At 61.3% G+C, this 26,342-nt stretch carries 19 protein-coding genes; 11 read left to right on the top strand and 8 right to left on the bottom strand.

Annotation, left to right across the window (positions count from 1 at the left end):
- The first annotated feature begins 15 nt into the window (after positions 1-15).
- The 7 genes from AB8A38_RS16615 to AB8A38_RS16585 all read left to right on the top strand — a co-directional run bounded on the left by AB8A38_RS16615 (position 16) and on the right by AB8A38_RS16585 (position 10,638).
- Entirely contained in the window at positions 16-1,395 is a 1,380-nt protein-coding gene (locus AB8A38_RS16615) for a formimidoylglutamate deiminase (protein WP_439086704.1), read from the top strand.
- The gene (gene hutC, locus AB8A38_RS16610) at positions 1,395-2,159 is read left to right on the top strand and encodes a histidine utilization repressor (protein WP_439086703.1); all 765 of its coding nucleotides are present in this window, start codon (positions 1,395-1,397) and stop codon (positions 2,157-2,159) included. Before AB8A38_RS16615 ends, hutC begins: the two co-directional genes overlap by 1 nt.
- Positions 2,160-2,264: 105 nt before the next feature.
- Complete coding sequence (locus AB8A38_RS16605) at positions 2,265-3,209, top strand: ABC transporter substrate-binding protein (protein ID WP_089266870.1); 945 nt, start codon at positions 2,265-2,267, stop codon at positions 3,207-3,209.
- Positions 3,210-3,355: 146 nt separating this feature from the next.
- Positions 3,356-4,129 (top strand): ABC transporter permease, encoded by a 774-nt coding sequence (locus AB8A38_RS16600; RefSeq protein ID WP_116661544.1) that lies wholly within the window; start codon positions 3,356-3,358, stop codon positions 4,127-4,129.
- Entirely contained in the window at positions 4,126-4,911 is a 786-nt protein-coding gene (locus tag AB8A38_RS16595) for an ABC transporter ATP-binding protein (protein WP_116661543.1), read from the top strand. The genes AB8A38_RS16600 and AB8A38_RS16595 overlap by 4 nt, the downstream gene beginning before the upstream one ends.
- Before the next feature lie 269 nt (positions 4,912-5,180).
- Positions 5,181-7,814, top strand: coding sequence for an EAL domain-containing protein (locus tag AB8A38_RS16590; protein WP_439086702.1), 2,634 nt, complete (start codon positions 5,181-5,183; stop codon positions 7,812-7,814).
- Between the two features lie 190 nt (positions 7,815-8,004).
- A complete protein-coding gene (locus AB8A38_RS16585; RefSeq protein WP_439086701.1) occupies positions 8,005-10,638 on the top strand; it encodes an EAL domain-containing protein in 2,634 nt (877 codons plus the stop codon).
- A gap of 3 nt (positions 10,639-10,641) precedes the next feature.
- Here the strand turns inward: AB8A38_RS16585 and AB8A38_RS16580 are convergent, their stop codons facing one another.
- The 4 genes from AB8A38_RS16580 to AB8A38_RS16565 form a co-directional block, all read right to left on the bottom strand.
- Positions 10,642-12,204, bottom strand: a complete 1,563-nt coding sequence (locus tag AB8A38_RS16580; RefSeq protein WP_439086700.1) for an ATP-binding protein — start codon at positions 12,202-12,204, stop codon at positions 10,642-10,644.
- A 125-nt stretch (positions 12,205-12,329) separates the two neighbouring features.
- Positions 12,330-12,743: a response regulator gene (locus AB8A38_RS16575; protein WP_315840372.1), complete on the bottom strand. Its 414-nt coding sequence runs from the start codon at positions 12,741-12,743 to the stop codon at positions 12,330-12,332.
- A gap of 219 nt (positions 12,744-12,962) precedes the next feature.
- Positions 12,963-13,421 carry a PaaI family thioesterase gene (locus AB8A38_RS16570; protein WP_315840373.1) on the bottom strand — a complete coding sequence of 153 codons (459 nt, stop codon included), beginning with the start codon at positions 13,419-13,421 and terminating at the stop codon, positions 12,963-12,965.
- A gap of 1,129 nt (positions 13,422-14,550) precedes the next feature.
- Positions 14,551-15,552 carry an NADP-dependent oxidoreductase gene (locus AB8A38_RS16565; RefSeq protein ID WP_439086699.1) on the bottom strand — a complete coding sequence of 334 codons (1,002 nt, stop codon included), beginning with the start codon at positions 15,550-15,552 and terminating at the stop codon, positions 14,551-14,553.
- 234 nt (positions 15,553-15,786) lie between these two features.
- Between AB8A38_RS16565 and AB8A38_RS16560 the strand changes: the two genes are divergently transcribed.
- Positions 15,787-17,082, top strand: coding sequence for a dicarboxylate/amino acid:cation symporter (locus AB8A38_RS16560; protein WP_439086698.1), 1,296 nt, complete (start codon positions 15,787-15,789; stop codon positions 17,080-17,082).
- Positions 17,083-17,090: 8 nt separating this feature from the next.
- A complete protein-coding gene (locus tag AB8A38_RS16555; RefSeq protein WP_439086697.1) occupies positions 17,091-18,008 on the top strand; it encodes an amino acid ABC transporter substrate-binding protein in 918 nt (305 codons plus the stop codon).
- A 178-nt stretch (positions 18,009-18,186) separates the two neighbouring features.
- On the opposite strand, the gene AB8A38_RS16550 is transcribed toward AB8A38_RS16555, so the two are convergent.
- A complete protein-coding gene (locus AB8A38_RS16550; RefSeq protein ID WP_315840377.1) occupies positions 18,187-19,506 on the bottom strand; it encodes a bifunctional folylpolyglutamate synthase/dihydrofolate synthase in 1,320 nt (439 codons plus the stop codon).
- Complete coding sequence (locus tag AB8A38_RS16545; protein ID WP_439086696.1) at positions 19,499-20,506, bottom strand: hypothetical protein; 1,008 nt, start codon at positions 20,504-20,506, stop codon at positions 19,499-19,501. The genes AB8A38_RS16550 and AB8A38_RS16545 overlap by 8 nt, the downstream gene beginning before the upstream one ends.
- A gap of 374 nt (positions 20,507-20,880) precedes the next feature.
- On the opposite strand from AB8A38_RS16545, the gene AB8A38_RS16540 reads away from it, so the two are divergent.
- Positions 20,881-21,654 (top strand): ferredoxin--NADP reductase, encoded by a 774-nt coding sequence (locus tag AB8A38_RS16540; protein ID WP_439086695.1) that lies wholly within the window; start codon positions 20,881-20,883, stop codon positions 21,652-21,654.
- Positions 21,655-21,865: 211 nt separating this feature from the next.
- A complete protein-coding gene (locus tag AB8A38_RS16535) occupies positions 21,866-23,506 on the top strand; it encodes an FMN-binding glutamate synthase family protein (protein WP_439086694.1) in 1,641 nt (546 codons plus the stop codon).
- A 59-nt stretch (positions 23,507-23,565) separates the two neighbouring features.
- Here AB8A38_RS16535 and AB8A38_RS16530 read toward each other — a convergent pair whose 3' ends face one another.
- Together AB8A38_RS16530 and AB8A38_RS16525 are read right to left on the bottom strand one after the other, a co-directional pair.
- Positions 23,566-25,551 (bottom strand): carbohydrate porin, encoded by a 1,986-nt coding sequence (locus tag AB8A38_RS16530; protein ID WP_439086693.1) that lies wholly within the window; start codon positions 25,549-25,551, stop codon positions 23,566-23,568.
- Between the two features lie 412 nt (positions 25,552-25,963).
- Positions 25,964-26,224: a hypothetical protein gene (locus AB8A38_RS16525; protein ID WP_068733822.1), complete on the bottom strand. Its 261-nt coding sequence runs from the start codon at positions 26,222-26,224 to the stop codon at positions 25,964-25,966.
- Between the last annotated feature and the right edge of the window lie 118 nt (positions 26,225-26,342).

Raw genomic sequence — 26,342 nt, 5'->3', positions numbered from 1 at the left:
CAACAGGCAATCGCTATGGGCACGCAACGTGCTGCAAAAAGGCTGTTCTTCGCGCACGCGCTGCTGCCGTCAGGCTGGGCGCGCGACGTCGTTGTCGCAATCGAGAATGGCACCATCACGGCCGTTGCCGCGAATTCGAGCAGCGCTGACGCGGAAATCATCAGCGGCGTGGCGCTGCCCGGATTGCCCAATCTGCACAGCCATGCGTTCCAGCGCGGCATGGCCGGCCTCACCGAAATCCGCGGCGCCACGCAGGACAGCTTCTGGACCTGGCGGCAGTTGATGTATCGCTTCATCGATACGCTGACGCCGGATGACGTCGAGGCTATCGCGGGTTTCGCCTATGCCGAGATGCTGGAAGGCGGCTTCACCTCGGTCGCCGAGTTTCACTATCTGCATCACGACGAGAGCGGCGCGCCCTATGGCGATCTCGCGGAGATGGCTACGCGCATCGCGGCAGCGGCCGGCGAGACGAGCATCGGTCTGACGCTGCTGCCGTCCTTCTATAATTTCAGCGGCTTTGGTGGTGCGCCGTCGATCCATGGTCAGCGCCGTTTCGTCAATGATCCCGCGCGCTTTCTGGCGCTGCTGGAGAAGTCCCGCGCGGCCATCGCGCATCTCAATGACGCCGCCATCGGCATCGCGCCGCATTCGTTGCGCGCGATTACACCGGAGACCTTAAGTGACGTCCTTAAGGCAGTGCCCGATGGACCGGTTCACATTCACGTCGCCGAACAGACCAAAGAGGTCGAGGACTGTATCACCTGGTCCGGTCAGCGTCCGGTGGCATGGCTGCTGGATCACATGCCGGTCGACAGGCGCTGGGTGCTGATCCACGCGACCCATATGACGCCCGAAGAAACCGCCGGCGTCGCGAAAGCAGGTGCCGTCATCGGCCTGTGCCCGCTCACCGAAGCCAGTCTCGGCGACGGCATCTTCGAAGGCCCGCGCTTCATCGATACCGGCGGTGTGTTCGGCGTCGGCTCCGATTCCAATATCGAGATCACGGCGCCCGGCGAACTCAAGCAACTCGAATACAGCCAGCGTCTCGCCTATCGCGTCCGCAACGCCGTGGCACGCCATGAGGGTGAGTCCACCGGCCGTGCGCTCTATGAACATGCGCTCGTCGGCGGCGCGCAGGCCTCGGGCCGCAATATCGGTGCACTTGCGGTTGGCAAGCGTGCGGATATCGTCGTGCTGGACACCGCGCATCCCGATCTCTGTGCCGTCACCGACGATCGCTGGCTCGATGCCGCGACCTTCGTCGCAGGAAAATCGGCGATCTCCGACGTCTTCGTTGGCGGCAAGCAGGTCGTTGACGGTGGTCGCCACATCAAGCGCGCATCCATCACCGAACGCTATCGGCGCGTCGTACAGCGGCTGGCGACACTCTGATGGCGACAGCACGCGTGTCAAAACCGGCAAATGGAAAAGCGCAGGCCGCGCCGCAGGCGCTGTATCAGCGCATCCGTGCCGATCTCGAAGAGAAGATTCTGTCCGGCCGCTGGCCACCCGGCTATCGCATTCCGTTCGAACATGAACTGGTCGAGACCTATAGCTGCTCGCGGATGACCGTGAACAAGGTGCTGTCGGGTCTCGCAGCGGCCGGTGTGATCGAGCGCAAGCGCCGCGTCGGTAGTTTTGTCGCCAAGCCGCTGGTGCAGTCCGCGGTGCTGCATATTCCGGATATCCAGGCCGAGATCGCCAAGCGCGGCGAGGCTTATGCTTACGAACTACTGTCGCGCAAACGGCGCAAGGCGACCAAGGACGATCTCGAACGTCTCGGCATCGACAAGAGCTGCGACATATTGGTGCTGAGCTGCCGACACATCGCCAAAGGCAGGCCTTTCGCGCTGGAAGAGCGCCTGATCAATCTCGACGTGGTGCCGCCCGCGTCTGAAATCGATTTCACGCGCGTGCCACCTGGCACCTGGCTGCTCGGTCACGTACCGTGGAATGAGGCAGAGCATCGGATCACTGCGTCTCTAGCAAACGATACCGCGTTGAAAGCATTGACGCTGAAGAAGCCGGCCGCCTGCCTCGTGGTCGAGCGCCGCACCTGGCGCAAGAACAAGATCATAACATCGGTGCGCGTCACCTATCCGAACGATCTGTATCAGCTCACCGCACGCTTCACGCCGACGGGGCTGCGATCGTGAGGACGACATGAATCATCTGCCGCAGGGCGTCTGCGGAAATTGACTCTGGCAATCCGCCATGTTGCCATGCAGTATCATTCTAAATCTGGCTGAGGAGAGTGCTTTATGAAGTTGATTGGAGTTTCCGTCGCCGCCATGCTCGCGGCTCTCGTTGCGACCCCGGCTGCGGCGCAGACCAAGGTCACCATCGCCATTTCAGGCTGGACCGGTTTCGCGCCACTGACGCTGGCGAAGGAAGCCGGCATCTTCGCCAAGAACGGTCTCGACGTCACCATCAAGAAGGTGCCGCAGGCCAGCCGCCATCTCGCCATCGCCTCGGGTGACGTTCAGTGCGCCGCCACCACGGTCGAAACCTGGGTGGTATGGAATGCCAATGGCGTTGCTACCACGCAGCTGTTCCAGCTCGACAAGTCCTATGGCGCAGACGGCATGGCCGTGCGCGCCGGCACCGCATCGATCAAGGATCTGAAGGGCAAGACCGTTGCGGCTTCCGCTCCGGGCACCGCGCCCTATTTCACGCTCGCCTGGTTCCTGAAGAAGAACGGCCTCAGCGTGAAGGACGTCTCCGTCGTCAACATGGAGCCGGGTCCAGCAGCGCAGGCGTTCATTGCCGGCCAGAACGATGCGGCCATGACCTATGAGCCTTATCTCTCGGCCGTACGCGAGAAGCCGGAAGCCGGTAAGATCATTGCTACCACGCTCGACTATCCGATGATCATGGACACGTTCGGCTGCACGCCGAAGTTCATCGCGGATAACGAAGGTGCCGTGAAGGCGCTGGCCAAGAGCTATTTCGAGGCCGTTGCCATGATCGGTGCCGAGAAGGACAAGTCCTACGAGATCATGGGCGCCGACGTGAAGCAGACCGGCGAGAAGTTCGGTGCCTCCGCGCAGTATCTGCGCTGGCAGGATCAGGAAGCGAACAAGAAGTTCTTCGCTGGCGAGCATCAGGCGTTCTCGAAGGAAGCGGCCGAGCTGCTGCTCGAGATCGGCGTGATCAAGGAAATCCCGGATCTGACGAAGCTCGCCGATCCGCGCTTCATTCAGTAAACCGAGATACTCGTGCACGACTCCATCAACGACGTCATGGCCGGGCTTGTCCCGGCCATCCACGTCTGCTCTTGCGGCCAAGACGTGGATGCCCGGCATTCGCCGGGCACGACGACTGAGTTGGTCAGCGCTTCTTCAGGCTCATTATGAAACCGCTCGCTCCGATTTCATCCACCGCGCGCGTCGTGCTCGGGATCTCCTTCTTCGTGCTGTTCGTGGCCGCGTGGTCCTATGCGACCTTTGGCGGCTTCGTCTCCAAGACCTTTCTCGCCAATCCATGGACCATGCTGCAGGACGGCTGGCTGCTGTTGACCAAGCACGGCTTCCTGCATGATATCGGCATGACCATCTGGCGCGTGATCGGCGGCTTCGTGCTGGCCGCGCTGTTCGCGGTGCCGATCGGCATCTTGATGGGCGCCTACAAGCCCATCGAAGCGTTCCTCGAACCCTTCGTGTCCTTCGCGCGCTATCTGCCGGCCTCGGCCTTCATCCCGCTGCTCATCCTGTGGGCCGGCATCGGCGAATTGCAGAAGCTGCTGGTGATCTTCATCGGCTCGGTGTTCCAGCTCATTTTGATGGTCGCTGTCTCCGTCGGCAGCGTGCGCCGCGATCTCGTTGAGGCGTCGCTGACGCTCGGCGCGCGCGACGCCGGTGTGCTCAAGCGCGTTCTCATCCCGTCCGCCGCGCCTGAGATCGCGGAAATCCTGCGCCTCGTGCTCGGCTGGGCCTGGACCTATGTCATCGTCGCCGAACTGATCGGCTCGTCCTCGGGCATCGGCCACATGATCATCGACAGCCAGGCGCTGCTCGCCACCGGCCAGATCATCTTCGGCATTATCGTCATCGGCATCATCGGTTTGATTTCGGACTATGCGTTCAAAGCTGCGAACCGGCGCTTGTTTCCGTGGAGCATCATTTGAGCAAGCTCGTCATCGACAACGTCTCGCGGATTTTCCCTGCCGTGCGCGGCGGCACGCCGACGCGTGCGCTGGAGCCGACCAATCTGTCCGTCGCGGACAACGACTTCGTCACAATCCTCGGACCAAGCGGCTGCGGCAAGTCCACGCTGCTGCGCATGGTCGCCGGTCTGGACACGCCGACCACCGGCCGCATCCTGCTCGATGGCAAGGCGATCACCGGTCCCGGCGCCGATCGCGGCATGGTGTTCCAGTCCTACACGCTGTTTCCCTGGCTCACGGTGTCAGAGAATATTTCCTTTGGTCTGCGCGAGCGCGGTGTGTCCCAGCGTGAGCGCAATGACATCGCCAAACAGTGGCTGGAGAAGGTGGGCCTCACCAGTTTCGCCAATCATTTTCCGAAGCAACTCTCCGGCGGCATGCAGCAGCGCACGGCCATCGCCCGCGCCCTCGCCAATGATCCGAAGATCCTGCTGCTCGATGAGCCGTTCGGCGCACTCGACAACCAGACGCGCGCCTTGATGCAGGAATTGCTGCTCGGCATCTGGGAGCGCGAGCGCAAGACGGTGATCTTCGTCACCCACGATATCGAGGAAGCGGTGTTCCTGGCGTCGCGCACCGTGGTGATGTCGGCGCGTCCCGGTCGCATCAAGGCCGATATCCCGGTCGATCTGCCACATCCGCGGCACTACACCATCAAGACCAGCCCGGCTTTTTCCGACCTCAAAGCGCGGCTCACGGAAGAAATCCGTGTCGAGGCCGTGCTCGCGGCTGAAGCCCACTAGGATTCTCGCGTCGCATCAGCGGCGTCAGGATACCGCTTTAGCGACGCGCCAACTATCGAAGGTTGCGTCGTTGCTTGCGTGTCCTGCTCTGGCTGCGTGGTTTTATCCGGACCTTAAGTACGTTCGCGGCCGCCGGGAACTCGGGCGCCGCGCAAAACAGTTTGGCGACATCTCGCACATACGATTGCACCACCTCGGCTGAAAGCCGGTGATCGGGTCATTTCAACGACGGTCCGATGGTTTGAGCAAAGTAATTGCGAGTTGCGTTTATGACGTTGGTGCATGTCGACCAGAGTGATGCCGCGAGGACGCTCCTCGCCGGGCTGGAGCAGGCCATCGATGCTGTCGTGATGATCGACAGCAAGAATAGCGTGACCCATTTCAACGCCGCCGCCGAACAGTTGTGGGGCTATGAGCGCGATGAAGTGCTCGGGCGAAATATCAGCTATTTGGTGCCGATGGCGATCAGGTCGCAGCACGACGGATACATCGCCGCGAACCGCGCGACCGGCGTCAATCGCATCGTCGGGCACAGCCGTGAGGTGAAAATCGAACGCAAGGACGGCAGCGAGATCTGGGGATCGTTGTCGATGTCGCGGGTCGAGGTGAATGGCGAGATCACCTATATGGGCTTCGTCCGCGATGCGACGGAGGAGGTGAAGCGCAGGGAAGAAATTATCCCGCTGGCACTCGTGGTCGACAAGACGAAACGCGCTATCTACATTGCGGGTCGCGACGCACGGATCAGCTATGTCAACGGCGCCTTCACCGGCATGTTCGGCTACTCGCTGGATGAGGCGACGGGACTCATCCCGGAGGAATTCCTCGTCGGCGCATATACCAGCCAGGCGACGCTCGCCTATCTGGACCAGCAGATCAGAACGGAAGGTTCTGCTGAAGACGAAATTCTCCTTTACGACAAAGCGGGCAACGAGGTCTGGGTCTCGGTTGCCTTGAATGCGATTCACGGCGCGGATGGAAAACTCCAGCACCTCGTCGCATTGATGACCGATATCACCGAGAGCAAGCAGCTTCAGTCGCTGCAGCATCACATTCTCGAAGCGCTGGCCGGTGAGCAGCCGCTGCTCGATGTGATGGACAATCTTTGCCGGAAGGTGGAGCAGATCGCGCCCGATGTCGTCTGTTCGGTGCTACATGTCGATTCCGAGGGACTGCTGCATCCTTTGGGAGGACCAAGCCTTCCGGCAGGTTATGCGCAGGCGCTGGACGGCATTGCCATCGGACCGGATGTAGGCTCCTGCGGGACCGCGGCCTTTCGCGGTGAGCCTGTTCTGGTCACCGATATCGAAAACGATCCTCTATGGCTGCCATACAACAGCGCGCCGCTGGCTTCCGGTCTGAAGGCCTGTTGGTCGATGCCGATCAAGACCAAGGATGGGCGCGTCATCGGCACGTTCGCATTCTACTTCAGGGAATGTCGCAGACCCAGCCGCTTGCATCACGGCATCGTCGATGCCTGTGTTCATCTCGCCGCGGTCGCCATCGAGCGTGAGGAAGCGCGCAACGAAATCTCGCGGCTTGCTTATTTCGATGCGCTCACCGGTCTGCCGAATCGGACCCATATGCGCCAGTTGATGGAGCGCGCCGTCGCGGAATGCACCGCAGATGCGCAGATGGCGCTGATATTTCTTGACCTGGATCACTTCAAGGACGTCAACGATACGCTGGGGCATGCTGTCGGCGATGACTTGCTGGTCGCCGTCACACAGCGGCTTCATCAGCATATCCGGCCTGGCGATATCCTCAGTCGTCAGGGCGGCGATGAATTCATCATCCTGATGCCGAACTGCGTCGCGGCAGATGCATCCCGCATCGCCGGCCGGCTCACCGAGGCACTGTCGGTTCCGCTGCAGCTAGGCAACAATCAGGTGCCGATTTCCGCCAGCGCCGGCATTAGCATGTTTCCGGACAATGCCCGCGATCTCGATAGTCTGCTGAAATATGCCGATGCGGCAATGTACAAGGCCAAGCAGGCCGGCCGCTCCACGCATCGGTTTTTCAGCAATGACATGGACCGCGTGAACGAGGAGCGCCTTCGTCTCAGCACCGCTTTGCGCCACGCGCTTGCACAAGGCGGTCTGCGGTTGCACTACCAGCCGCAGATTCGCGCGAGCAACGGGGATCTCTACGGCGTCGAAGCATTGGCGCGCTGGCATGATCCCGTATTGGGCGATGTGTCACCGGCGAAGTTCATTCCGCTCGCGGAGGAATGCGGGCTCATCGAGCAGATCGGTGTCTGGTCGCTGCGCGAGGCGTGCAGGCAGATTGCGGCGTGGCAAAAGGCAGGGCTCGATGTGCCTTGCGTCTCGGTCAACCTGTCGCCGATCAATTTTCTGAATCCGGGATTGCCGGCGTTGATTTCCGACATCATCGTGGAAAACGGGCTGGCGCCGAACAGGCTGATGCTCGAAGTCACCGAGGGCGCGGTGATGAGCGAACACACGACCGCGATCGAGATCATGATGCAGATCCGCGCGGCGGGCATCGGATTGTCGATGGATGATTTCGGCACCGGTTATTCGAGCTTGAGCCGCCTGGCGCATTTGCCGGTGCGCGAGCTCAAGATCGATCGCAGCTTCATGCGCGGTATCGAGACCGAGGTCTGCGCTCTCGCGATCGCCACCGCCGTCGTGCGCGTCGGGCAGAGCCTCAACATGACGGTCGTGGCCGAAGGCGTCGAGACCGAAGAGCAGCGCAGGATTCTCGCCGGGCTGGGCTGTGACGTCATTCAGGGTTTCCTGTATTCGCCCGCATTGTCCGCATTCGATTTCGAAGCCTGGCTGGTGGCCCGCCATGCCGAACGCTGGGCGGCGCTGGTCGACGAGCGCCGGGCCGAAGCTTCGCGACAGGACATACGGCCGGGTGCGCTTGCGGCCATGTAATTCCGAGAAGTCGACGACTGTCGTTAACGTGTTGTTAACGACATCCCGGATTCAGCCCCCTCAAGATGAGGTCGAACGAACTTCTTAGCTACTGGAGTTCAAATACAGTCGTACCTGCGAATGACATTGCCGTTGTAACGAAGACAGCCGCCATCGTGCTCACGCGGCTCCCGTGATCGAAGGTCGTTTCATGCCTACAAGTCCTGTCGGCCAGCCCAGTGAAGCTGCGAAGGCGCTGTTCTCGGCGTTCGAACAGGCAGTCGATCCTGTCGTTATCACGGGGATCGACAATCAGATCCGGCATTTCAATGCCGCGGCCGAGCGGATGTGGGGATATCACCGCGACGAAGTCGTGGGGCGGCAGATCAGCGTCCTCGTTCCGCTCGACGTGCGCGAACATCTCGATGGAGTCATCGCGGCAAAGTCTGCCATGGACCCCCGGACGGCGGTCAAGGGCCGCCGCGAGTTCAGGATCAGCCGCAAGGACGGGAGCGAGGCCTGGGGCGCGTTCTCGATCTCACGCGTCGATTATGCGGGCAAGACGCTCTACATCAACTTCATCCGCGACGTGACGGACGACGTCCGTGGCCGCGAGCAAAATGCGCTGATGGCGCTGGTTGCCGAAAAGACCGACCGTGTCGTGATGGTCTCCAAACGGGACATGACCATCGTCTATGTCAACGATGCTTTCACAGAGCTGTTCGGATACACCCTCGCGGAAGCGATGGGCAAACACCCCCGGGATCTGCTGACCGGAGAGTATACCGACAACGAAACGCTGGAGCGGTTTCACGCGCAGATCGATGCCGAAGGACACGGGCAAGAGGATATCCTTGTCTATGACAAGGACGGCCACGAGATCTGGATCTCAAGCACGGTCAACGCAGGCCGCAATGAAGCCGGCGAGGTCGAGCATCTGATCGCGGTACTCGACGACATCACCGAGAGCAAACAGATCAATTCGCTGCAGCATCATGTGCTGGAAAATCTTGCCAACGACATGCCGGTCGTTGATGTGATCGGCGATCTCTGCCACCGCGTCGAAGCCATCGCGCCTGATATCGTCTCGTCGGTGCTGCATGTGGACGCGGAAGGTCGCCTCCATCCGCTCGGTGGCCCCAGTCTCCCGCCGGCCTTCGCGCCCATTATTGACGGTATTGCCATCGGTCCCGATGTCGGGTCCTGCGGCGCGGCAGCCTTTCTGGGCCACGCGGTGCTGGCCGCCGATATCGCCACTGATCCGCGGTGGCTGCCCTATAATACGCTGCCACTGGAAGCCGGCTTGCGCGCCTGCTGGTCGACGCCGATCAAGGCGCGGGATGGTCGCGTCATCGGTGCCTTTGCCTTCTATTTCCATGAAATGCGCGGCCCGACGCGCTGGCACCAGACTATCGTCGACGCCTGTGTGCATCTGTGCGCACTGGCCATTGAACGGCACGAGGCCCGCAGCGAAATCGCGCGTCTGGCCTATTTCGATGCGCTGACCGGCCTGCCGAACCGCGCGCAACTGCGCCAGATCCTGACGGGGCTGATCGACAAGAGCAAACCACGGGACCGCATTGCCGTGATGTTCCTCGATATCGATCACTTCAAGGACGTCAACGACACGCTCGGTCATTCCATCGGCGATGAGTTGCTGGTCACGGTCACGCAACGACTGTGCAGGCAGATCCGGCCGGCCGATACGCTGAGCCGGCAGGGCGGCGACGAATTCGTTATTGTGCTGCCGAATTGCGATGTTGAAGGCGCTGCCTTGATCGCCAGCCGCCTGCTCGAGACGCTGCTGCCGCCCATGCAACTCGGCGCCAAGCTGGTGCCGGTATCCGCCAGTATCGGCGTCAGCATCTATCCCGACAATGCCGGTGATATCGACGGTCTGCTCAAACATGCGGATGCGGCGATGTATCAGGCCAAGCAGGCCGGCCGCTCGACCTATCGCTTCTTCAGTGCGGAGATGAACCGCGTCAGCGAGGAGCGACTCGCTTTCAGTACGGCGCTGCGCAATGCCATCGTGCAGGATGCGCTGCGGCTTCACTATCAGCCGCAGGTGCGCGCTGACGGTCGCCTTTACGGTGTCGAGGCGCTGGCCCGCTGGTCCGATCCGGTGCTCGGCGAAGTGCCGCCGTCGAAGTTCATCCCGCTCGCAGAGGAATACGGGCTGATCGAGCTGATCGGCACCTGGTCGCTGCGCGAAGCATGCCGGCAGGTCGCGGCCTGGCGCAAGAATGGCATCGATGTGCCCAGCGTCTCGGTAAATCTGTCGCCGATCAATTTCCAGAATGGCGATCTCGCCACGCTGGTCGGCGAGGTGATCGCCGAAAACGGCCTGTCGCCGGACATGCTGATGCTGGAGGTCACCGAAGGTGTGGTGATGAGCGAGCATTCGACCGCCGTCGAGACCATGGAGAAAATTCGCAAGTCCGGCGTGCAGCTGTCGATGGATGATTTCGGTACCGGCTATTCCAGCCTCAGCCGTCTCGCGCATCTACCGATCCGTGAGTTGAAGATCGATCGCAGCTTCATGCGTGGCCTTGAAAGCGAGGCGAGCGCGCTGGCGATTACGCGCGCCATCATACGCGTCGGCCAGAGCCTCGATATGATCGTGGTGGCCGAGGGCGTCGAAACCGATGGGCAGCGCCGGATTCTCACCGAACTCGGCTGCGACGTTATCCAGGGCTTCGTCTATTCGCCTGCGCTGCCGGTGCCGGATTTCGAACTCTGGCTCGCGAGTCACGAAACGTCGCGTGCCGCCACGACCCTGAGCGATATGCGGCGTCAGGCCGAGCGGACGCGCGGCGCCGTGCCCGTCAGGCGAATCCCTTAACCTTTACCGCTTGTCGAGCATCTCGCGCACCTTGCCGCCGAGCGCTGCTTGCGTGATCGGCTTTTGCAGCAGCGACACGCCGGGATCGAGCCGGCCCTGATGCACGATGGCGTTGCGCGAATAGCCGGTCATGAACAGCACTTTCAGTTTCGGCTGTCGCTTCTGCATCTCGTCGGCCAGCAGTCGTCCGTTCATGCCGGGCATCACGATATCGGTCAGCAGCAGGTCGAACGGTTCGGGGTCAGCGGCAAAATCGGCCAGCGCTGCGTCGGCATTGCCGGCCTCGCGGACCTGATAGTTGAGACCTTCCAGCGTCTCGACCAGATAGGACCGCACATCCGGATCGTCCTCCACCACCATCACTGTTTCATTGCCCTTGCTGCCGATAATACGCCTCTCGATCTCGGTCGATTGCTCCGTCTGCTGTCTGCTGCGCGGCAGATAGACCTTGATGGTCGTGCCTTCGCCGACCTCACTATAGATCTTCACATGGCCGCCGGATTGCTTGACGAAACCGTAGACCTGACTCAGGCCGAGACCGGTGCCCTGTCCGGGCTCCTTGGTGGTGAAGAACGGATCGAAGGCGCGCTCCTGCACGTCCTTTGGCATGCCCGGGCCGGTATCCGTCACCGAGATCAGGACATACTGCCCGATGACGACATCGGAATTCTGCAGGGCGTAGATCTCGTCGATAAAAGCGTTGCTGGTTTCGATCGTCAATTTGCCCGAGCCGGCCATAGCGTCGCGTGCATTGACCACGAGATTGAGGATGGCGGCTTCCATCTGGCTCGGATCGACCTCGACCTGCCACAGCCCGGCGCCGCCGACGATTTCGAGATCGATGTTCTCGCTCAATGTGCGCTGGAAGAAGTCCGACATGCCGTGGAGCAATCCATTGACATTGATGGTCTTCGGGTCGAGCGGCTGCTTGCGTGCGAAGGCGAGCAGGCGCTGCGTCAGCACCACGGCGCGCTGCGCGCCGCCGGCCGCGCTGGCAATGACGCGCCTGAGGCGATCGCGCGACGATTCCGTCCAGGTCGAGATGCTGTGCTCGGCGATTTCGAGATTGCCGATGATGATGGTCAGCAGATTGTTGAAGTCATGAGCGACACCGCCGGTGAGGTGGCCGATCGCTTCCATCTTCTGCGTATGGCGCAGCATGTCCTCGGCTTCGCGCCGGTGCCGGCCTTCCTCGATCAGCGCCAGTTCGGTTTCGCGCAATTGCGCAGGCGAGGGGATCGCCAGTAGTCGTGGCAGCAGTGGCCAGAGAATCGCTGCGGTGACGACCGAGGCGATGGCGGTGATCGCCTTGAGGATTCCTTCGGCGCCATAGGCCGGAACCCACAGCGTGTAGATCGACATCACATGAGTCAGGCCGCAGGCCATGATGAAGAGCGCGAAGGCCCAGAAGATCCAGCCGAACTCCACATCGCGGCGCTTCCAGACGAAGATTGTGAGGACGATGGGGATCGAGAAATAGGCCGCGGCGATCAGTGCGTCCGAGCCGACGTGAAGCCAGATCAGGCCGGGATCCCACAGCAGGCAAATGCCGTGCGGGGCAAACATGGAACTATCGAGAAAGTTCTTGAGTGATGCCCACATCGCCTGCCCCTGCCGATAGCTGGTATCGTGGAACCAGCGTGACTGGGCGGTGTGGAGGCGTCAAGCGTGAGCGCAATTGCGAACGGGGCTTATCTCCCGCCGAATGCGCTGCGGGGATTTGCGAGTTCGGTGAGGGCGCCGATGATCTGGTGCTGGCGATAGGGTTTGGCAATGAAGCGGCCGCCATCCGGCAGGTCGCGTTCGCCTATCCTGAAGTGGCCTGATGTCGCGATGATGCGAATGGGCGGCCAGCGATTGGCGACCGCATGGGCGAGCTTGAGCCCGTTCATCGAGCCGGGCATGTCGATATCGGTAAAGATGATGCGGATATCGTTGCGCGCTTCGAGCACGCGGATCGCGGCGTCAGCGTCCGGCGCCTCGATCACCCGGAAACCGGCGTCCTCGATCATCTCGACCGCAAACATGCGCAGCAGCACGTCGTCCTCGACGACCAGGACGGTGGCGGGGAGGGTGGCGTTGTTTACGGCAGCGTCTTGGGCCATGGGATTTGAACCTTGATCGCCGGTTCCATGGGCCGCAGGGCCGGGATGGTTCGGTCGAAAGCGTCGGTCAGTCTAAACGTGATCAATCCAATACGAATATAGGTCGCGTAAAAACTGTTTTGGTTCGCATGTCTTTGCTAAGCGAGCTGCTCGTGCTTTCGTTCCGCCGCCTGCGAAAAAAAATCGTGAAGATGACGGAAATCCGCGGCGGCCGCCGGGTCAGTCGTTCTTGCGCCCGGCATCGGTGCGGTCGCGGACTGTCTTGAACACACCATGCGCCGTGGCGACCACGTGATCGTTCACACTGACCTCGGTGCTCATGAAGATCAGGCTCTTGGTGGCGCGCACGACCTTCGGCCGGGAGATCATCAGGTCGCCGATCCGCGCGGCATCGACGAAATAAGTATCCATCTGGACCGTGGCGAGCGCCTCGACCCCTGCAGCCTCGCGCGCCGCCATGCCGCAGCTCCGGTCGGCCAGCGTCATCACCGCCCCGCCCTGAACCACGCCGCGGCGGTTGCGGTGCTTGTCCTGGCCGAGAATGGCGAATTCATTGATGCCATCGACGATCCGGTGCCACATCGGGCCGACGAAATGGATGAACCCGTCATCGTCCATGATGCGCCAGCCGGCGGCTTCGAGGTCAGCATAGGCCGCGTCAGTCGCCGCATCAGTCATGGATTTTCCTTCTTGCGAGATATCGATGGGCTGGAGGGAGTGATGCTAGGTCATACAAAAGCGCGGGACGGGTGGATAGGACGTCGCGGCGAGGGGGCGCGTCGCAATCTGCATGGCTCGTCGTCGGCGAAGCTGGCAGAGCGTGAACCCCGCCACTCCATTTGGAGTGGCGGGGAAGCCCGATTTACACACGTCATTCCGGGGCAGGACGGACCGCACAGCGGGCCGGACTGAACCCGGAATCCCCGAGTGTTTTGCGCTGTCTGGAGATTCCCATGCTGAGATTCCGGGGTCGCGATACGCCGCCTTCGGCGCCTCCTCGCGCCCCGGAATGACGGGTATGGAACGGCAGGACAGTGCTTAAACATTTTTTCCTATCTCCCGTTGACAGCATCTCCATCAGGTTTATATTCCCCTTTGTCCTGCCCCACCGAGAGGGGCGATCGCGATCGTCACGTTCGCGGGGTGGGATGCGGTGGACGCCGGAGATGCGGCGTTACGCGGTTTGGGGGTGACGTCTGTCTTCGGGCAGGACGGATCTGCGCCAGCACTGCCACTGGCAAGGAGACGGCCGACCTTCGGATGGAAAGACCCCTGGACAGTGTGACGGACGACCAAATCGAAACGCGTCCGGCTTACTCGCTTGAGGCTCCCTGTCCCTCCGCCGTGGGACCATCATTTTGGTGATCGGACCGTTCGCCAAGGCAAAGTGCAAGCAGGCTGAAAAAACACCGCAGGCGGAACGTCGGGCACTGGCTCGGCGCCTCCGAAAGTCCTGATGCACTCTCAATTGCGGAAGACCGCATTCGCATCAGGCCCAAGGGTGCAACGGGCACCCGGCGTTCCGCACGCCCTCTCACAGGAGGGTGGGAATGCAAGCGACGACGGCGCCCCCGCGCCGCAAACAATGGGGGCGATGACGCATGTCTGAAGAGCAGTGGCTGTTTGAAATTTGAAAAGAGAAAGCGTCCCCGCTCGTCATTCCGGGGCAGGCCGGGCCGCGAAGCGGGCCGGAATGAGCCCGGAATCTTGAGGTGGCTTGGCGTTGTCGAGACACTCCCATGTCGAGATTCCGGGCTCGGCCTCGGCGCCTGCGGCGTCGATCCCGCCCCGGAATGACGAATACTCCCTACACCTTCACCATCCGCTTGCCGCGGTTCTCACCGGCCAGCAAACCGATCAGTGCCTGCGGCGTGTTCTCCAGCCCATCGATGACGTCTTCCTGCACCTTGAGCTTGCCCGCGGCGACCCAGGACTGCAGATCCGTCAGGGCCTTTTCGCGCTGGTTCATATAGTCCATCACGATGAAGCCCTGCATGATCAGGCGTTTCACCACGATGAGACCGGGCACGCCGCGCGGGCCGGTCGCAGAGGGCGCGCCGTCATATTGCGAGATGGCGCCGCAGCAGGCGATGCGGCCGTTGAGATTCATTTGTGCGAGACACGCCTCGAGAATGTCGCCGCCGACATTGTCGAAATAGACGTCGATGCCACTGGGAGCAGCCGCCTTCAGCGCCTTGAACACCGCGCCGTCCTTGTAGTCCACCGCAGCATCGAAGCCGAGTTCTCTGGTCAGCCAGTCGCACTTGTCCTTGCCGCCGGCGATGCCGATCACACGGCAGCCCTTGATCTTGGCGATCTGGCCGACGATGGAGCCGACCGAGCCTGCCGCCGCCGAGACGACGACGGTCTCGCCTGCCTTGGGCTTGCCGACATCGAGCAGCCCGAAATAGGCGGTGAGGCCGGCAATGCCATAGACGCTGAGCAGATGCGTCATCGGCTCCATCTTCGGCATTTTGTTGAGATGCTTGGCTGGCACCGCCGCGTAATTCTGCCAGCCGGTGTCGCCGAACACGATGTCACCCGGCTTCAGCGCAGGCGACTTCGAGGACACGACTTCGGCAATGCCGCCGCCCGCCATCACCGTATTGGCCTCGACAGCCGCGCGATAGGTCGCGCCATGCATCCATGCGCGATTGGCGGCATCGAGCGAGATGTAACGCACGCGCAGCAGCGCTTCGCCATCCTTCGGCTCGGGAATCGGGCCCTTTGATAGTTTGAAATGCTCGGGCCCCAATTTTCCTGTGGGCTTTTCGACGAGCAGCACCTGATGATTGACGGTGTCGGTCATGGCCGTTGTCTCCCTGTTTCTTCCTTTGTCGAAACTTGTTGCAGTCGCCGCGTACAAAACAATCAGGCTGCACAGTTTTTGTAGTTGGCGATGACGCTATGCGGCAGCGCGGCAATCCACAACGGCTATTTACCGCCTGATGATACCGAAACGGTACGCGGCTGACGAAGCTTGTTGCGTGCCCTGATCAATATGACAGACTGTCGCAGTTGGGAATGTGTAACGGGGGTCGGTATGTCGAACAGGTTTACGCAATACATTCTGATCGCGATGGCGCTGGGCATCGTGATGGGCTCGTTGGTTTTCAACTATTTGCCCGATAGCCGTGTCGAGATCGCGGCCGACGTCAATCTGATCGCCATGTTGTTTCTGCGCCTGATCAAGATGATCATCGCGCCCCTGGTCTTCGCCACGCTGGTCGGCGGCATCGCTCATATGGGCTCGGGCTCCAAGCTCGGCCGCATCTTCGCCAAGACCATGGGCTGGTTCGTCAGCGCCTCCTTCATCTCGCTGCTGCTCGGCCTCGTGATGGTCAACCTGTTGCAGCCCGGCGCGAATTTCCCGGGAACGCTGCCGGCTGCGGGGCAATCGACGGGCCTGCCGGTGTCGGCTTTCTCCATCGAGAAATTCCTGACCCATCTGATCCCGACCTCTATCGCGGATGCGATGGCGCAGAACGAGATCCTGCAGATCGTCATCTTCGCCATCTTCTTCGCCGTTGCCATGGGCGCGATGCCGGAACGCTCCAAGCCGATGTTGGCGCTGATCGATGACCTCGGTCACATCATGCTGAAAGTGACAGGCTATGTGATGCTGTTCGCGCCGCTGGCGGTGTGGGCGGCGATCATGGCGACCGTATCGAAGAACGGTCTCGGCGTACTCTGGAAGCTGATCGTCTTCATGGGCGGCTTCTATCTGTCGCTGGCGATCCTGTGGGCGATCCTCATCGTCGTCGGCTTTGTCGTCATCGGCCCGCGCTACAGCCATCTGCTGCGGCTGATCCGCGAGCCGCTGATGATCGCCTTCTCCACGGCAAGTTCGGAAGCCGCCTATCCGAAGACGCTGGAAGGCCTCAACCGCTTTGGCGCCTCGTCGCGCATCTCAAGTTTCGTGCTGCCGCTGGGCTATTCGTTCAATCTCGACGGCACGATGATGTATTGCACCTTCGCCAGCATCTTCATCGCGCAGACCTATCACATCGAGATGTCGCTCGGCACGCAGCTCGCGATGCTGGCAACGTTGATGATCACCTCGAAGGGCGTGGCCGGCGTGCCGCGCGCCTCGCTGGTGGTGATCGCGTCCACGCTCAGCCAGTTCAACATTCCCGAAGCCGGCCTGTTGATGATCATGGGTATCGACACCTTCCTCGACATGGGTCGCAGCGCCACCAATGTGATCGGCAACTCGTTGGCCACGGCGGTGGTCGCGAAATGGGAAGGCGAACTCGCGCCCGAACATGAACTCGGCCCCGATGATGTCGTGCCGGGCAACATGATTCCCGGAGAAATCCCCGCTCTCGGGCATGGATGAGGTGCAAGATGCGCCATGATTTGACCGGTTCGATTACCGGAATTCTGGCAGCATTGCTGCTGGCGACGACCGCGCAGGCGCAAGCGCCTGCGGAAGGGCTTAGTCCGACGCTGGCGGCGATCAAGAAGGCACATGTGGTCAAGCTTGGCTATCGCGAAAGCTCGCCGCCGTTCTCGTTCCTCGATCAGGCCGGCCGGCCGATCGGCTACAGTCTCGAACTCTGCGAGGCCATCGTCGAGGACATCGGCATCGAGGTTGATGATCCCGCGTTGAAGATCGAATACGTCAAGGTCACGTCGGACGATCGCATTCCCGCCGTTGTCGACGGCAAGATCGATCTCGAATGCGGCTCGACCACAGCCAATGCCGAACGGCGCAAGCAGGTTGCGTTCTCGCCGCTGATGTTCGTCGCCGGCACCAAGCTGATGGTGCCGAAAACCACGACGGGTACCGCGCCGACCGACTTCAAAGGCAAGACCATCGTCGTCACCAAAGGCACCACCAACGAACAGGCGATGCATGCGGTCGACAAGAAGTTCAACCTCGGCCTCAACATCGTGGTCTCGCCCGATCACGAGCAGAGTTACCAGATGCTGGTTGACGGCAAGGCCGATGCGTTTGCGACTGACGATATCCTGCTGTCCGGCCTGATCGCGCGGCACAAGTCGCAGGACAAGTTTCGCGTCGTCGGCGACTACCTGTCCTACGATCCCTACGGCATCATGTTCCGCAAGGGCGAGAAGCAACTGAGTGACGTCGTCGAGCGTACCTTCCGGCGCCTCGGCTCGAATCGCGATCTGATCCCGCTCTACAACAAATGGTTCGTCGCACGCCTGCCGACAGGCGAGCGCATGGGCGTGTCGATCTCGCCGCAGCTGGAAGAGAGTTTTAAAGTGCTGGACGATAGCGCTGGTGGGACGAATTGAGGCTTAGCGTTCTTCATAAAGTCCGCGGTACCATCAAATGTCGTCCCCGCGAAGGCGGGGACCCATAACCTCCGAGCCTGAGGTTAGAAACGGCCGTAGCCACAGTGCCAAAACTTTTAATCGGCGTGTATGGGTCCCCGCCTTCGCGGGGACGACAGCCGAGAGGCCGCTCAATCTCTCAAAAAAACACCAGATCCTGCGCCTTGCCGCCGCGCAGCACCGTGGCATATTCGATCGCCGCGAACAGTCCGCCCGCCACATAGATCTTGCGCGGCACCGCGCGTGCCAGTTGCTGGCTGAGGCGCACAGCGTCTTCCATGGCATTGGCCACATGAATGCGCGCCGCCGGATGAGCCTTGCGCGCCGCAGCGCCGACAACGCGCGCGTCTGCGCCCTTGTGATAGGCGCGGGTGCACACGATCGTATCGAAGACGGGCGCGAGGTGTTTGGCGATATCATCGACATTCTTGTCGCCGGAGACGCCGAGCACGAGCAACCAGTTGTCATCGCCATGAATGGCGCGAAGGCTCTTCAGGGCCTGTGCGACGCCATCAGGCGTATGGCCAACATCGATGACGGTCAGGGGATCGCGCTGAACGATCTCGAGCCGTCCCGGCCATCTGGTATCGCGCAGCCCGGTGCGGACCGCGAGATCGATGGCGCTGGTGGTCGCATCCGGATGCATGCGCTGCATCCAGAGAATGAACAGCGCAGCCGCAATGGCGGCGTTGTTGAGTTGGAACTCGCCGGCCAGCATGAGTTCGAGCGCGCGCAGATCGAATGCGCCCAGCCGGCAGTTGAAGGCCTGGGCCTTGGCCGAGGCAAAGACGTTGCTGATCGTGATCTCGTCGCCGATATGCAGGCCGGTGACGTTGCGGTTGCGGTTGTACTCGGCGAGATTGCCGCGCATGGGCAGGCAGTTCTCGCCATAGACGACGGTGCCGCCCGAGATACACGCATCGCTCTTGTCGCAGGCGATCAGCTCCAGCGAGTTGCCGAGCAGGTTGACGTGTTCGAGATCGACCGAGGTGACGCAGGTGATGTCGGCGCCGACCAGCCGAACCGGATCGTAGCGTCCGCCAATGCCCGCCTCGAACACGGCGAATTCGCATTCGGTCTCCTGGAAATACAGGCAGGCCAGCGCGAACTGAGCCTCGAAGGCGCCGAAGGTCTCATGCAGCGTGTGCTGCTTGAGATCGGCGATGGCGGTGGCGACACGCAGTACGAGGGCTTCCAGCAATTCGTCATCGACAGGCACGCCGTCAATCTGGAAGCGCTCGTTGAAGCGATAGAGATGCGGTGACGTGAACAGGCCCGTTCGCAGGCCGAAAGCACGTCCGATGCTGGCGCAGAATGCCGCGGTCGAGCCCTTGCCGTTGGAGCCGGTGACGACCACGGAATGTCTGCGCAGCCTGATGCGGTCGATGGACAGCGCATCGAGCAGCATCGCCAGCCGGGCGAGGCAGAGGCCGTCGCCATATTTGGGCAGGTTAAACATCGAGCAGGCCGATCGCCGTGAATGTATGCCGCCAGATGCGCAGGATCAGATCCTCGCGGCCGCTGTCTTCGAGAAAGCGGATCGACGGATTGGCATTGACCTCGATCACGCGCAAGGCCGCAGCATCTCCGTCGATATCCGTAAACAGGTCGACCGCGCCAGCGCGCAGGCCGAGCGCCTTGGCGGCCTGCAGCGCCATCGCAAAGGCAACAGTTTCGTTGCCCGGCGCCGTAAAGCTCATGCTGCCGCCTGCGCTGCGATTCATCCGGCCGGGAATCGCGCGCCGCTCGCCATATGGCAGCACGCGATCGAGGGAGGCGTCATCGAGACCTGACGTGACCGACGAAATGCCGTGGCGGTCCAGCGCGGACGTTTCCGCGGCGATCAATTGCCTGAGCGTCGCCTTGCCGTCGCCCGTCACGAAGGGCGACGTCTTCTGCGCGCAATACACGACCTCGTCGTCGAGGATGAACACGCGATATTCCTGGCCGGTATAGATGCGCTGCATCAGGATCGCGTCATAATACTGTGCAACCTGCCTGAGATAGGCCATCAGCGCATCGCCGCCCACGACAATCTCCGCAAAGTCGCCGCGCGATCCCATCAGCGGTTTGATGAAGGCCCGGTCACCGAGTTCGGCGAAATACCAGACGGCGTCGGCGTGTTCGTGGCCGGGCGGGCGATGGGCGCGATAACGCTCATGCAGGAAGAAGTATTTCCCGCCCAAAGTCGGGACGCCGGCGCGCTCCATCAGCACATTGGCGAAATACTTGTCATTCGCCAGCGTCGCAGCCGTGGCGTTGTTCTGCGGAAAGAACGAGCCGCGTCCGGCACCGAAGGAAGCGCTCCTGCCATTGCGGCCGACCGTGAAGATCAGGCCCGTTCCGCCATCGACGTCGGCGAAATCCAGCCCGAACTGGCGGCAAGCGTATTCGGCATAGATCGACTGGTCGGGATAGAATGTGGCCTTTCCGGCCCGGATGTCGCGAAGGGATGTCATCAAGGACCAGGCCGACGATTGAACGAAAAGCCGCCTGCGACGACTTTAACGAGGTGGCCGGAAACTACCGGATCGGGATCGGGCGATCCAGCCGGATACCATTAACGGTGTCCGGCAAGAAATTGAACGAAACCTCCCATATCGGGTAATTTAATGTCGCGGCCAGATGGGCTGCTGCTGCATGGGTAACCTGCTTTGGAAATTAATCGACCGCCTCCCTCAGTCCGCAATTGCACTTCATGGCTACTTTGACTAATTGTCATTCGCAGCTGCGAGAACCAAAATTAGCCAATAGCCGCAATGGTTTCTCGGCATCGTGACGCGGCAAACAATGGACTTGTTCTAAAAAAGCCCGCACTGGAAAATCAAATCTCATGAGCGCCTTTCACAGAGAGAAAGTTCTTTCTGTCCAGCATTGGACCGATACACTTTTCAGCTTCAAAGCCACCCGCGATACCTCGTTCCGCTTCCAGAACGGCCAGTTCGCCATGATCGGCCTCGAAGTCGATGGCAAGCCGCTGCTGCGCGCCTATTCGATGGCCAGCGCGAACCACGAGGAAGAGCTGGAATTCTTCAGCATCAAGGTGCCGGATGGCCCGCTGACCTCGCGCCTGCAGAAGATCAAGGAAGGCGACACCATCCTGGTCGCGCGTAAGGCGGTGGGCACGCTGGTCACCGACAGTCTGCTGCCGGGCAAACGCCTTCTCATGCTGTCGACCGGCACCGGTCTCGCGCCCTTTGCCAGCCTGATCAAGGATCCCGAAGTCTATGAGCAGTACGAGCAGGTCGTGCTGGTGCATGGCTGCCGGCAGGTCTCGGAGCTGGCCTATGGCGAGCGCCTGGTCGAGCGACTCCAGAAGGACGAGCTTTTCGGGGAGCTGATGAAGGACAAGTTCACCTATTATCCAACGGTCACCCGCGAGCCCTTCCGCAATCGCGGCCGCATCACCGACCTGATCGAGTCCGGCCAGATCTTCAAGGATATCGGCCAGGGCCTGCTCGACATCGCCACCGACCGCGTCATGCTGTGCGGCAGTCCGGCGATGCTCGAAGACCTGAAGGTCATGTTTGAGAAGCGCGATTTCACCGAAGGCAGCGGCAACAAGCCCGGTCATTTCGTGATCGAGAAGGCTTTCGTCGAGCGCTAAGGCAGCCCGACACCATCGAAATGCACTGCACTGCAAAACCCGCGCTTCGGCGCGGGTTTTGTCGTTTCAGGCTCTCGCTTTTGGCAACAATTCATTGAGCGTGGCGCGCTAGATTGGGCGCTCGGGTGCGATGCTCTGCGGCAACGCGCTTGTGATGTTTGCGTCATCGGGTCTGTGTAACGCTAGCGCCATTCATGTCAGGCAGGATTTTATGGAAACGTTGATGCTTCCCCTCTCGCCGCGCTTCATCGTTTTGACGATCTGCGGCGTTGCCACCTTGCTGCTGGTCGGCATTGGCATTCACGACCCCAAGGTCATCCCTCTCGTTGTCATCCCGGTCATCGTCTTCGGCGGCCTGACCATGCTCGGCATTCACGACGTGCTGCAAAAGGACCATGCGGTTCTGCGCAACTATCCGATCTCGGCGCATATCCGCTTCCTGCTCGAAGAAATCCGTCCGGAGATGCGGCAGTATTTCTTCGAGAGCGAAAAGGATGGCATGCCGTTCAGCCGCGACACGCGCGCGGTGGTCTATCAGCGCGCCAAGATGGTGCTCGACAAGCGTCCCTTCGGTACGCAGAAGAACGTCTACGAAGAGGGCTATGAGTGGATGCACCATTCGGTCGCGCCGCGGCCGCATGCGACTGAGCAATTTCGCATCACCATCGGCGGTCCGGATTGCCTCAAGCCCTATTCGGCCTCGGTACTGAACGTCTCGGCCATGAGCTTTGGCGCACTCAGCCCCAATGCGATCCGCGCGCTGAATGCCGGTGCCAAGCGTGGCAACTTCGCCCATGACACAGGCGAGGGCGGCGTCAGCCCTTATCACCAGGAAATGGGTGGCGACCTTATCTGGGAGATCGGCTCCGGCTATTTTGGTTGCCGCACGCGCGATGGCAACTTCGATCCCGACGCCTTCGCGAAGCTTGCCGTCAACGATCAGATCAAGATGGTCGAGCTCAAGATCAGCCAGGGCGCAAAGCCCGGCCATGGCGGCGTGTTGCCGGCGGCTAAAGTATCGGAAGAGATATCGCGCATCCGCGGCGTCGCCATGGGCGAGGACTGTATCTCGCCAGCCTATCACAAGGCGTTTTCAACGCCGATCGAGATGATGGAGTTCATCGACAAGATGCGCCGTCTGTCCGGCGGCAAGCCGGCCGGCTTCAAGCTGTGCATCGGTCATCCCTGGGAATTCCTCGCGATCTGCAAGGCGATGCTGCAGACCGGCATCTATCCGGATTTCATCGTCGTCGATGGCAATGAAGGCGGCACGGGTGCGGCGCCGCTGGAGTTCATGGACCATCTGGGCATGCCGATGCGCGAGGGCGTCAACTTCGTGCACAATGCGCTGATCGGCATCGGCGCGCGTGATCGCATCAAGATCGGCGCCTCCGGCAAGATCGCGACGGCCTTCGATATCGCCCGCGCCATGGCGCTTGGCGCCGACTGGTGCAATTCGGCGCGCGGCTTCATGTTCGCACTGGGCTGCATCCAGTCACTGAGCTGCCACACCGATCGTTGCCCGACCGGCGTCACGACGCAGGACCCCACGCGCAATCGCGCGCTGGCCGTGCCGCAGAAGACCGATCGCGTTTACAACTATCACGAGGCGACGTTGCATGCGCTGGCCGAGCTGATTGCGGCAGCCGGGCTCGATCATCCGCAGGATATTCGCCCGATCCATTTCTCGCACCGCGCCTCCAGCACCGACGTCCTGTCTTTCACGCGGATGTATCCGGCGCTGCGCCACAACGAGCTGGTCGATGGCACCGGCGACAAGCGCTTTCGCGATGCATGGGAGATGGCGCAAGCGGGCTCGTTCCTGCCAGCAGCTCTGGAACGTTCGGCCTAGAGTTTTGTTCGCCGCGTTTTCTTCGGCGCGAAGCGGTGTCCAGTTCGCTCGAAAATGCCCTAGAACTCGCCGTGCAATCGGCCTGAAAAGATCGAGACCGGTCCGCGATCCTTGTTGTAGGCAGGGTTCGCAATCAGCTGGTAGTCGGCCGTGAGGGTGAAGTTCTTGTCGATGGCATAGGCGTAATAGGTTTCGAGGATGCGCTCGGTGCCGTAATTCAGCCGTCCGTCGCCGATCAGCAATCCGTTGCCGCCAGCGGCGAGGAAGTCGCGATGCGCAGCGGACAGGCCGTTGATCGCGCCGCCTAAGCCGATCGTGTCATTGGCGCGGCCCCAATGGCTGCCCTTGATCGAGACGCCGGCAGAGACGCTGCGGTCGATATCGGTGAAGGACAGGATCTCGTTCTGGCCGTCGTTCCAGCTGACGCGTCCGAAGATGCCAACGTCAGTGGCAACCTGCTGCTCACCGTTGACGTAGAAGCCGTATTTGTCGCTGGCGCGGCGGATCGAGGACATCACGTCGTTGATATCCAGCGTGGGATCATTGGCTTCGATCGCCAGCGCGCCGCGATAGCTTCCGGTATTGCCGCGATTGATGAAGGCACCGACGCGCAGCTTGCCGGGCTGGTCGAAGATCTGGTGACGCTCCTCGAATTCGACGACCGCGCCGCCGGTCTTGAACGTCAGGACGTCGTTGTTAGGCTGCGCCGGCACCTGAAACAGGCCGGCTCGGATTGCCCAGTCCTTGCGGTTCAGTTCAACGATGGCGCCGCGGGTGAAGCCCGGCAGATCGGCTGGAAAGTCGTAAGCGGCCGATGACCACATCGCCCAGTTCATGAAGTCCGCGCGCGGATCCTTGGCGTAGGAATTACCGTCGAAGAAATCACCCACTGCGAAGCGTCCGACCGTGAGCGTGATGCGGTCGATGTCGCGCTTGCCTGCCAATTGATTGGCGGCGTCGGGGACGTCTTCCTGTTCGCCGCCGAGGCCAAGCGTCTGGCGGAAGTAATAGCGCTGCATGCGAAAGCGCGGAAACGGCGCGCCCCCCTTTTGCGCCTCGCCATTAGAGAAGCCGGCGAGGCCGAGCGTGGAGTTGAGGCCGAAGCCCTGCGCCAGCTCGGGATTGAGATAGAGCTCACCGCCCTGCCACAGCCGCCAGCCGAGGAACGCTGTCGTCGTAAAGGTCTCGCGCCCTTGGCCGCCGCCGGGAAGGCTGTTGGTGCCTTCATAGGGCGAGCGAATCCGCGGATAGGCGGACGCGATAAAGGTGGTCTGGGCGTGAACGTTCCAGTCTGTCGATTCCGGCAGCACAGTCTTGCCGGCGATGGAGGCTGACGGCAACCATGGCGGCGTGTCCCACAGCCGATAATTCAAGCCGACTTTGACGGTGTGAATATTCGGATCAACGCTCACATTCGGCAGCCCGGCATTGCCGAGGTCATAGGTCTGCCGCATCAAATCGAGATAGGCGTATTCGACTTTGGCCGTCCAGTTGCCGCCGACAGCAAATTCGACGCCCGCGCCGGCGGTCCAGCCGAAATGGGTGCGGGTCGCCGATGATATGAGGTCGCCGTCGGCATCGTTGAGATTGAGCTTGGTGCGCCCCCACGCCACGCCACCGGTGACGTAAGGCATCAACGCGCCGAAGGCGTAGCCGATGCGGCCACGTGCGGTCGCAAAATAGTCGAAGGTCGTATGGAAAGGCGCTGGCATCAACCGCGCTGCGTCCTGCGGACTGCTGAACGTGGCGTCGGCCTCGAAGCCCAGCACGACGTTGTTGCTGAGCTGCCTGTTGTAGCCGATCTGGTAGCCGCCGATCAGGCCGGTCGGCGAAGGCGGCAGGAGAACGCCCTGCGCGGGCATCGCATTAGCGCCGGGACCAAAGCTGCCGCCGCCATAGCCGATGTGACCGCCGAGATAAAACCCGGTCCAGTCGTAAACCAGGCGGGGCGCTTTCAGCGCCATGCCGGGCGAAATATCGGCCGCGATCGCAGAGCCATCGAATGCCAGTGCACCCAGCGCAAAACCGGCCAGAACGCGCTTCACGACAATGCTCGTGATCGATCGGGGTACTTCATGCGGCCGTTGTTTCTCGCTTTAGGTCGCCGCCGATCATGCGACGAACCGTTTGATATTCCACAAAAATAGTCGATTCGCCCATAACCTTGGGGGTATCGAAGGTCGTCATGAGACAAAACGAAACAAAATGAGCAACCCGTCGATTCCCTGACTATAATTGCAACTAATTCGCAATAGCAAGAAGCAACTGGAGAAGCATGTTTCAGTGGCAGCGGATCATGACGGTTGGATAACGGTAGCCGTCCGGCAGGCCTCGAAAGGCATTCGACGAGCGCAAAAAAAATGACCCGCTCGGGGGGACAACCGAGCGGGTCTGGTGCGACACGGGGTGGATGAGGCGCCCGTGTCGGACGCAAATCCACGTCAGTCGATCAAGAGATTAGTAGTTGCAGGTCCGGACGCGGCCGACATAGTTGCCGTAGCCGTCATACTGGCGGACCCAGCCGCAGCGATATCCGTAACCGTAGTAGCCGTTGTTGGCGGCGATGGCGCTGCCGACGACTGCGGCGCCGACTACACCGGCAGCGATGCCGAAGCCGATGCCCGGGCCCTTGGCCTGAGCCTGCTGGGACGATGCCATGGTGCCGGCAGCGGTGAGAGCAACGAGAGCGAAAGCAGCAATCTTGGACTTGATCGACATGGGATAACTCCATCCTGTTGAAGTGCAGCCATCGTGGCCTGCATGCCAATCAGTCGGAGCCCAAACGGATCGGGTTCGAGGCCCGGTCGAACTATTTGGTTTCAGGATTGTGTCGTCA

It is taken from the genome of Tardiphaga sp. 839_C3_N1_4 (genome assembly GCF_051811045.1).
GTDB lineage: Bacteria > Pseudomonadota > Alphaproteobacteria > Rhizobiales > Xanthobacteraceae > Tardiphaga.
This window is presented reverse-complemented; position numbering and strand designations above follow the sequence as displayed.